This window comes from Bradyrhizobium sp. Gha (assembly GCF_900113735.1).
Lineage (GTDB): Bacteria > Pseudomonadota > Alphaproteobacteria > Rhizobiales > Xanthobacteraceae > Bradyrhizobium.
Genome location: NZ_FOQM01000004.1, coordinates 284,724 through 294,684, shown reverse-complemented (window position 1 = coordinate 294,684; position 9,961 = coordinate 284,724). Strand labels below are relative to the sequence as shown.

Below are 9,961 nucleotides of genomic sequence, written 5' to 3'. Positions count from 1 at the left end.
CGGGCGCGGCCAGCCCAGCAGTCGTTTGCCGCGGCCACGGTCCCGATCGTCATCGATGCGGATCTGACGCGGGAGTTGAAGCGGGTGAGCCTGCAGCATGGCACGACGTTGTTCATGGTGGTGCTGGCGGCCTGGGCCGCGGTGCTGTCGCGTCTGTCGGGGCAGGACGATCTTGTGATTGGCGTGCCGAGTGCCAATCGAGGGCAGCGGGAGATCGAAGAGCTGATCGGGTTCTTCGTCAACACCCTGGCGCTTCGGCTGGACCTGTCGGGCAAGCCAAGCGTGTCGGAGCTTTTGGAGCGGACGCGCCGCACGGTGTTGGCTGCGCAGGAGCATCAGGACCTGCCGTTCGAGCAGGTGGTGGAGATCGTGCAGCCGCCCCGGGCTCTTGATCACACGCCGTTGTTCCAGGTGATGCTGGCCTGGGAGAACGATGCGCTTGGATCATTGGATCTGCCGGGGCTGCGTGTCGAAGCTGCCGGGGACGAGCTTGATCAGGTCGAGTTTGATCTGGAGTTGAGCCTTGGCGAGCATCGGGAGGAGATCGCCGGAACGCTGGGTTATGCCACGGCGCTGTTCGATCGCGCGACGATCGAGCGGCAGCGTGGTTATCTGCTGGCACTGCTGCGGGCAATGGCTGCCGATACGCAGCAAGAGGTCCGCCGGATTGAGCTGCTGTCGGAAGCCGAGCGCACCTATCTGCTGGAGGAGCTGAATCGGACGGCGGCGACGTACCCTGCGGAGCGGTGCATCCACGAGCTGTTCGAAGCGCAGGTGCACAAGGCGCCGGACGCAATGGCGGTGGTCTGCGCAGATGAGCGGCTGAGCTATGGTGAGCTCAATGCGAAGGCCAACCGCCTGGCGCATCATTTGATCGCCCTCGGGGTCACGCCGGATCAGCCTGTTGCGATCTGCGTCGAGCGCAGTCCGATGATGGTTGTTGGGCTTTTGGCCGTCCTAAAGGCCGGCGGGGCGTATGTGCCGCTGGACCCCGCCTATCCGTCTGCGCGGTTGCATCAGGTGCTCGACGATGCGGCGCCGCCCCTGTTGCTAGCCGATCTGGCCGGCCGTGCCGCCTTCGGCGCGGTGGTGCCGGCAGATGTGAGGGTGGTGGACCTCGATGCTGCGGCGCCGGCCTGGGCGAGCCTGCCGGAAGCGAATCCTGACCCGCGCGCGCTCAACCTGTCCTCCCGCAATCTCGCTTATGTGATCTACACTTCGGGATCCACGGGCACGCCCAAAGGCGCACAGAATGAGCATCGGGCCATCGTTAATCGCCTGGTCTGGATGCAGAACGCCTATGGTCTGAAGACAACGGACGTCGTGTTGCAGAAGACCCCATTTAGCTTCGATGTCTCGGCTTGGGAGTTCTTTTGGACTTTGCTTGAAGGGGCAACACTGGTGCTGGCGCCACCCGGTGCGCACAGAGATCCCGACGCCTTGGTCGACTTGATTGTCAGCCAGCGCGTCACGACGGTTCACTTCGTGCCATCCATGCTGGTCAGCTTTTTGGATGCGAAGAGTGTCAACCGCTGCAGATCGCTGCGCCGAGTTTTATGCAGCGGCGAGGCGCTCCCTGCCGCCAGTGTACATAGAGTTCGGCGAGTGTTGCCCTGGACCGACCTGCACAATCTTTACGGTCCGACCGAGGCCGCGATCGACGTTACCTCCTGGAGCTGCCCGGCTGAGTTTGATAAGGCGATCGTCCCGATCGGCCGTCCTATTGCCAACACGCGGGTCTATTTGCTGGATGGCCACGGCAGACCGGTACCATTCGGCGCGGCGGGCGAGCTTTATATTGGCGGGGCGGGGGTGGCGCGCGGCTATCTGAACCGCCCTGAGCTGACGGCCGAGCGGTTCATCCCCAGTCCGTTTGTCGAGGGCGATCGGCTGTACCGGACCGGCGACCTTGCACGCTACCTGCCGGGCGGCAATATCGAGTTCCTGGGCCGCAACGACGACCAGATGAAGATCCGCGGATTCCGAATCGAACCGGGGGAGATCGTTGCAAAGCTTTGCGAACACGCCCGCGTGCGCGAGGCGGTGGTGGTGGCGCGCGAGGATGGCCGCGGCGAGCAGCGCCTCGTGGCGTATGTCGTTGGCACCGAAACGGAGGAATCTGATCTTGCCGGTAGCTTGCGGGCGCATGTGAGTGCGGGGCTGCCGGACTACATGGTGCCGAGTGCGTTCGTGCGGCTGGCAGGGCTTCCGCTGACGCTGAACGGCAAGCTCGATCGCAACGCGCTGCCGGCCCCCCGCGACGAGGCGTATGCCCGAAAGACCTACGCGCCACCGCAGGGCGAGATGGAGACGGTCCTGGCGCAGATCTGGGCCGAGCTGCTAGGGCTGGACCGGGTCGGACGGCACGATAACTTCTTTGAACTAGGAGGGCACTCGCTCTTGGCAGTGCAGATGATGGAGCGTCTGCGGCAGCGGTCACTGCGCATCGAGGTGCGAACATTGTTCGTCAAGCCGGTGCTGGCAGACCTGGCCGCAAGCCTTGGCGGCCATCACGAAGTGGCGGTCCCAGCGAACCTGTTCACCGAGCGGACTGCGGCGATCAGGCCGGAGATGTTGCCGCTGATCAAGCTCACGCAGGGCGAGATCGACCGGATCATCGCCACCGTCCCAGGCGGGGTTTGCAATATCCAGGACATTTACGCTTTGGCGCCTCTGCAGGACGGCATCCTGTTGCATCATTTGCTGGCGACACAAGGCGATCCATACCTACAGGTGTCACTGATGGCGTTTGCAGAGCGTGGGCTGCTCGAGCGCTATCTTGCTGCGGTCCAGCGGGTCGTGGATCGGCATGACATCCTGCGTACCTCGTTTGTCTGGGAGGGATTGTCGCGGCCAGCCCAGGTAGTGTGGCGGCGGGCGCGACTGGAGGTGACCGAGGTTCAGCTGGATAGCGCTCGCGGCGCTGGCGCCGAACAGCTCAAGGAGCGGTTTGGTCCACATCGGCACCGCATCGAGCTTGGCCGGGCGCCACTGCTGCGGTTTGTGATTGCACGCGAGCCCGGCAGCGCGCGCTGGCTGCTGCTGGAGCTGCAGCATCATCTGATCGGGGATCACACGACGCGAGACGTGATGCAGGCTGAGATCCGCGCCGAGATGGAGGGGCGAATGCACGAGCTGACGGCGCCGCAGCCGTTTCGCAATCTGGTGGCACAGGTGCATCTACGCGGTGATGCCAAGGCCGATGAAGCCTTTTTCCGGAAGCTGCTGGACGACATCGATGAGCCGACCACGCCGTTCGGCTTGAGCGAGGTGCGCGGCGACGGCGGCGGGGTTCGTGAGGCGCATCGGATGCTGCCGCCAGCGCTCCATGCCCTGTTGGTGCAACAGGCGCGCCGGCTGGGCGTCAGTCTGGCAAGCCTGTGCCATCTGGCGTGGGGGCAGGTGGTGGCACGCAGCAGCGGCCGCGAGCAGGTCGTGTTCGGAACGGTGCTATTCGGGCGTCTGCAGGGCAGCGCGGGCGCTGACCGCGCAATGGGGCTGTTCATCAACACCCTGCCGCTGCGGCTCAATCTCGATGGGACCGCCGTCGAGGCGAGCGTGCGGACGACGCACGCCCGGCTGGCCGAATTGCTGGCACATCAGCATGCCTCGCTGTCGCTGGCACAGCGCTGCAGCGCTGTCGCGGCGTCGGCGCCGCTGTTCAGCACGCTCTTGAACTACCGTCACAACGCGGCGCCGGCCGTGCCCAATTCCGGGACGAATGATGTGATGCGGGGTGTGGAATGGCTGGGCGGTGAGGAACGCACCAACTATCCGCTGACCCTATCGGTGGAGGATTATGGCGAGGCGCTGGGCCTCACTGCACAAGTGGCGGAGCCAATCTCGGCGGATCGGATCTGCGGCTACATGCAGCGCGCGCTGGAGCAGCTGGCAAAGGCGCTGGAGCACGCCCCGGATATGCCGGTACGCGGGCTCGACATCTTGCCGGCTGAGGAGCGCACCTATCTGCTGGAGGATTTGAATCGGACGGCGCAGGCCTATCCGTCGGAGCTGTGCGTCCATGAGCTGGTCGAGGCGCAGGTAAACAAGGCGCCGGAGGCGCTAGCGCTGGTCTTTGAAAACGAGCGGTTCAGCTATGGCGAGCTAAACGCGCGCGCCAATCGTCTGGCGCATCATCTGATCGAGCTTGGGGTCAAGCCGGACCAGCCGGTCGCAATCTGCCTCCAACGCAGTTCGGCGATGGTGATTGCCGTCTTGGCCATCCTGAAAGCGGGCGGTGCCTATCTGCCGCTGGACCCAGCGTATCCCAGTGAGCGGCTGCAACAAGTTGTCAACGATGCCTCGCCGAGGCTTCTACTTTGCGACGTCGTCGGTCGCTCAGCACTCGCCCCGGATCTGCTGACCGATGTAATGCTCATCGATATGGAGACGGCCACGCCCGCCTGGGCCGAACGGCCAGCCTCAAACCCTGACCGGCGCAAGCTTGGCCTCACATCGGGGCATCTCGCTTATGTGATTTACACTTCAGGATCAACCGGAACCCCGAAGGGGGTCATGGTCCAGCACCAGGGCTTGGTCAATCTTCTGTCGGCTCAGGTCCGCCTCTTCGGCACTTCGTCCAATAGCCGCATCGTGCAGTTCGCCTCCATTGCCTTTGATGCAAGTGCTTGGGAGTTGCTTATGGCGTTTGGCTCCGGAGCCTCTTTGCACTTGCCTGCAGAAGAGGTGCGCCAGGCGAGTGACAGACTGTCGGATTATCTCCGAAGCGAAGCCGTCACTCACGCGACATTACCTCCGGCACTGTTTCAGACAAGCAAGCATCGTGAAGGTTTGACTGCGCCGGTTCTCATTCTTGCTGGAGAGCTACCGAAGCCTGAACTCATCCGCAGTCTGACCGCAGCATCAATTGTCAACGCTTATGGGCCGACCGAGGCAACGGTCTGCGCGACGACCTGGACTTGCCCGGCTGATTTCAATGGGTCGATTGTCCCGATCGGGCGTCCCATCGCCAACACACGGGTGTACCTGCTGGATGGCCAAGGCGTGCCCGTGCCGTTCGGCGCGGTGGGCGAACTTTACATTGGCGGGGCGGGGGTGGCGCGAGGCTATCTGAACCGCCCTGAGCTGACAGCCGAACGGTTCATCGCCAGTCCCTTTGTCGAGGGCGATCGGCTGTACCGGACCGGCGACCTTGCACGCTACCTGCCGGACGGCAATATCGAGTTTTTGGGTCGCAACGACGACCAGGTGAAGATCCGCGGCTACCGCATCGAGCCGGGTGAGATCGTCGCAAAGCTTTGCGAGCACGCCTGGGTGCGCGAGGCGGTGGTGGTGGCGGGCCAGGACGGCCCTGGTGACAAGCATCTGATTGCCTATGTGGTCTGTGCGCCGGAGGCCGGCTCGGACGAGGGTGATGGCGGCAGTCTTGCAGGCGCCTTGCGCGCGCACTTGAGTGCGCTTCTGCCGGACTACATGGTGCCGAGTGCGTTCGTTCGGCTGGAGGCGCTTCCACTGACCGTGAACGGCAAGCTCGACCGGAATGCGCTGCCGGCCCCTCGCGATCAAGCCTATGCACTGGCGGCTTATGAGCCGCCGCAAGGATCGGTCGAGACCGCGCTGGCGCAGATCTGGGCCGAGCTGCTTGATATCGAGCGTATCGGGCGTAACGACCACTTCTTCGAGCTGGGCGGCCACTCGCTCTTGGCCGTGCAGATGCTCAGTCGAGCATTAAATTCCGGGCTAAGTTTTAGCGCCGCCGACCTCTTCCGAGCCCCTGTTTTGAAGGAGCTTGCATCGAAGACTCGTTCGCAGGTGCCCCACAGTAACAGGGCGGTGATTCCCGTTCGGCCGACCGGATCGCAGCCACCGCTCTTCTTTGTCCCCTCAGGTTTGGGAGATTGCTCGTACGTGCTCAGTTTGGCCGCGGACATGGATGCAGACTGCTCGGTTTACGCTCTGCCATGGCCGGCTATAAACGACGTTTGTCCGCCGCCTCTTGAGACGATGGCCGCGGAGATGATTGTCGCGATGAAACAGATCCAGCCACATGGCCCATACCGCCTTGCTGGATACTCATCAGGTGCAATCCTCGCTTATGCAATTGCCGAGCAGCTGCTGCGTCTTGATGAAGCTGTGCCATTCATGGCCTTCATCGATGTTAGTCTACCTGCGGCGTCTTCAAACGCGCTGCTCGACAATTTGGCGCGGGAATTTGTCTTTGATCGTTGTGGAGTCTTGCGGGATGAACATCGGCAGGTATTGGAACGCGACGCCGACCAATGTTCCGTCTCTGAGGTGCTTGAAAAGGCGCAACAACTAGGTGCGCTCGCTTCAGATTACGACCTCCACAACGAACTTTCGATGTATCAAAGGGCCACGACATTTCACCGGGCGCTACAGTCTTATCGCATTCCGTCGCTTCCGATTGAAATCCACCAGTTTTATGCCAGTGAGCGTCTCACTATTCATGGGTTGTCACATCACGGGCAGCCCGACCGGGATTTGCCAATGAAAGGTTGGGACCGCGTTGTGAATGCTAAGGCTGTTCATGCTGTACCGGTTCCAGGCAACCACGACACAATGGTGAACCATCCAGAGAACCGCCGAGTTCTGGCTCGAGCCATTTCAAGAGCCCTGATCGGGAGTGTTGAATAGATCCAAAGAACTTTCTCAGAAGGGAGCGAAGTCATCGCGTCCTGGACGACAACAGACTTGGTCGTGCACACTCCCTGAGAACGGTCTGGAAGACGTGGGCATCTTGATCGAGGACAAGGATCGTGTCAGTTTCGCCAATCATCCCGATAATCGTTGCCCAGAGCAGGGCGAGCTTCGAATAAAAGCGGCAGCCAAGCGAGCGCGGCGGGAATACGCTGCGCGCCAGCTCCTCGAACAAATAATCGAGTTCGGGATACCGGCCGCCAGAATGCACGCACTCAATCTGCATTCCTTTGTCCGACGAAGATACCGATATGGCAAGAAGCTCTTGGAAGATGCGACCCGACAATTTACCGAGATTTTTGACAAAACAGACGGCGCCAAGCGACTGAGCAATCTGATCGCGCTTTGTGAAACTGAGCCTGATAAAGGCGAGTTTATTGGCGGTGAACAACGCTTGACGATAGCTGCTGTACGGCGGATCGCCCAAGGGCGCCGAGCTGATCTCCGGCTCGCTCGATGCCGCCGATCGTGCGATCAGCCGTGCGCCCACGTGTGCTCGTCAGCCTTGCACCGGTTCGCTCGGATCACACGAAAGACCCTGGTATGAAACTCTGAGCTCGCGACGCCACGGCGTACATTCGGCAGCTGCGACGATCGAGTGCTAGTTGGCATGAGAATTTTAACAAAATGCGACCTCCGCGGCGCGTTCATTCTTGAGTCTCGCGCTGATACCGTCGCCACCATCGATGGTTGGCCTTGCGAGGTAGATAACTATGGTACCTTCTCGTCTTGCAATGATCTGTTGTTCGCTTCACGAGTTGGCGCTTTAATTACCATACGTCCGGCGGGAGATCGTGGTTTGTTGAGTGCCACGAACCATCGCGCGCTGCTGTCACTTCCAGGCCAACCTGGAACGTTGCGGCGTTTCGTCAACTTGCAGGCGTGCATTGAAACTATTGTTCAAGAGCGAAAATGAAAGCGCCGACACTTTACTTCTATTGGCATAGAGAACGATCGAAGGAGGTTGGAAATCCTCAAGCAAGGCCGGATGATGGGTGCCAGCGTGTCGGCACCGACAATTTCGGTCCGCAAGGAAGTCGACAGCCTTTTGGGCTTGCACATTGTAGCCAAGCAGCAGCTCTGCTCGATTCCGAGGTGCTTCAGCATCATTACCCACGACCTCGGAGCCGTTGTTATGGCGGCGAGGGTCGATGCTTACGAGCAGGCCTGGATGGCCCGTAGGTAGTTTCGAGCCGGCCAAAATCAAGTCTTTGAATCGAATTTGTATGAAGCCTGAAAGAATGTACCCCAGCGCTCCATGCTGTACTTCGCAAATGCGGGCGAGTGCTCGATGCAACCGTTACCGCAGTGCATGGACCAAGCGTCCCTTTTAGTCCACATACCCCAATAGCGGGCACCAAAGCCAATGCTAAAGTTGCTGGTGAGGAAGTAGGACAGCGCACCTTCAAGCTGGACGCCGCCACCACCATTGCCTCGTTGTTCCGAGAAGGTCGTCTCGGGACGCAGGAGGTGATCGTCTCGCCCGATGAAATCAGTCCAGGGCAGGTAAGCGACATCAGCGCTCAAGCGCCAACGCTCGGTCAGCATGGTTTCGGCGCTCAGGCCGATTCGAGGCGCATTCCATTGCGTATCCTCGCTGCCAACGATCCTGTTGTCACCCGGGGCAAGACATCGACGCCACGGATGAGCGATCTCAACGCAACCGCTCCTGTCCGAGCTCTGGCCGTAATAGGTCCACCCTATAAATCCACCTACTTTGTAGTTCGTGCCGCGCAGGAAATCGTAGCCGACGTCGGCGGTGTAATATGTGAACCTTCCGTTTGACTGATTTTCAAGACTGTTCTGGTAGGACCGCTCTTTGTGGGGGATCCAATCTTCATTGTTCACCTTCCCTTTGTTGAAACGCCCGGTACCAAGGTTGCTCTTCAGGAAAACTCCCCACGGGCTGTCGATGCGGCCGAATAACTCCCCGGAAAATCCGTCCAGTCCGTAATACGTGAGCCTTGATATCAGCAACCTGGGATCTTGGTCTTGGTCCGCTGCGCTGTGATCCCACTGGAATCTCCCCCGGCTGAGCCAGAGCCGCGAGCCGCCTTCGAATGACCAGCCCGGCACGTAGGGGATGGGCCGTGCGCTGCCTGGCAGTGGCGCACTAGAGCACTCTGCAGCCCTTCCGTCGGCGTCGAAATGGTAGTTAAGGCCAATCCTTCCGATGTGATAGTCGCTGGACAGGCTGGTTGTGTTCGCTGGCAGAATCGCACGCGGCGGAAATTGCACTGTGGAAGGCGTCGCGACGCCCGGTCCGCCAAAGCGCAGATAGTCATACTCGACGTTCACCGACCATGCAGGCGTAATCGCTTGCTCGACGCCGAGCCCGATGATGCCGCCGACCCGACCATAATCGAAATGAGTTTTCTCTTGCGGCTCGTCGCCTTTCAAAGTTGTTGACGATATCGCCTCTATTGTTTTGCCAGGCTACACCTCCTTTGAGATATGCCAGCGTATGACCGAGCGCGCCAAAAGCGTAGCCAATGCGGCCAGTTCCGGTGGCGAAAAAGTTGAGACCTGCGACGCAGTTTGCGCTCACAATCCAGCCCGAATGAGCAAGGCAGGTATTTGTGCCTTCGGAAATAAAGCCGCTGGCATTCAGTTCAATGCCGAACACCCAGCTGCTGCTCTGCCAATTGTAGCCGATCTGGCCACCCGCGAGAAATGCCGGGCTTTCCACGATGCCGCCATAGATCGAGGGACCGTAGGGATTGCTGAAGGAGGTTTGCCCGTACCCACCGCCGACGTGTCCGCCGATATAGCCACCCGACCAATTCCATACGGCAACCGGCAGCGTCGGTCCTGGCTCAACGCGTGCGTTGGCCGCTCCGCTTTCCATGGCCGCAATCGTCGTGACACCCAACAGAAGAACTCTCGATTTCATCAGAGGCCTTGCACTTTCCCGGTCCACACCGGCTTCTTAAATTGTCGCAAATGGTGAAGCCTCGCGGCGAGAATTGAGTCGCGGAAAGCTTGCCAAATCCGCTCCAAACATCACGCACTGCGATTGGTGACGATGCACCGACTAGAGCAATGCATGTGCCATACTGAATTCGTGTGCTTTGCAGGGTTTTGGGAACAGTTTGCCGCGTCAACTTGCCGACGGTCGTCTCAAATCGGACAACCTGACCTTCCGAGCTCTCTCCATGGTGCGAGGGCAGATCCAATACGCAGCGTTTACAATTGCGAGAAATAGTTGCGCGCCAAGGCGCCAGCAAACCGACATGGTGAGGGCTTGAGCCTGGTCTGGTTCCGTCCGAGTGGCAAGGGGACT

General features: G+C 60.5%; 4 protein-coding genes. 1 reads left to right on the top strand and 3 read right to left on the bottom strand.

Annotated features, from left to right (window positions below; translation table 11 throughout):
* A partial coding sequence (locus tag BM222_RS09355; protein WP_092227962.1) for a non-ribosomal peptide synthetase occupies positions 1-6,615 on the top strand: 6,615 nt, incomplete at its 5' end.
* A gap of 31 nt (positions 6,616-6,646) precedes the next feature.
* Here BM222_RS09355 and BM222_RS09350 read toward each other — a convergent pair.
* The 3 genes from BM222_RS09350 to BM222_RS41980 form a co-directional block, all read right to left on the bottom strand.
* The gene (locus BM222_RS09350) at positions 6,647-7,168 is read right to left on the bottom strand and encodes a hypothetical protein (RefSeq protein ID WP_092227961.1); all 522 of its coding nucleotides are present in this window, start codon (positions 7,166-7,168) and stop codon (positions 6,647-6,649) included.
* Positions 7,169-7,881: 713 nt separating this feature from the next.
* A complete protein-coding gene (locus BM222_RS09340; protein ID WP_244547065.1) occupies positions 7,882-9,078 on the bottom strand; it encodes an outer membrane protein in 1,197 nt (398 codons plus the stop codon).
* Positions 8,960-9,571 (bottom strand): outer membrane protein, encoded by a 612-nt coding sequence (locus BM222_RS41980; protein ID WP_244547064.1) that lies wholly within the window; start codon positions 9,569-9,571, stop codon positions 8,960-8,962. Before BM222_RS41980 ends, BM222_RS09340 begins: the two co-directional genes overlap by 119 nt.
* Positions 9,572-9,961: the final 390 nt, after the last annotated feature.

Bases quoted from the DNA above. Each gene is read 5' to 3' on its own strand.
- BM222_RS41980 (WP_244547064.1), bottom strand. From the start codon at position 9,571: ATGAAATCGAGAGTTCTTCTGTTGGGTGTCACGACGATTGCGGCCATG.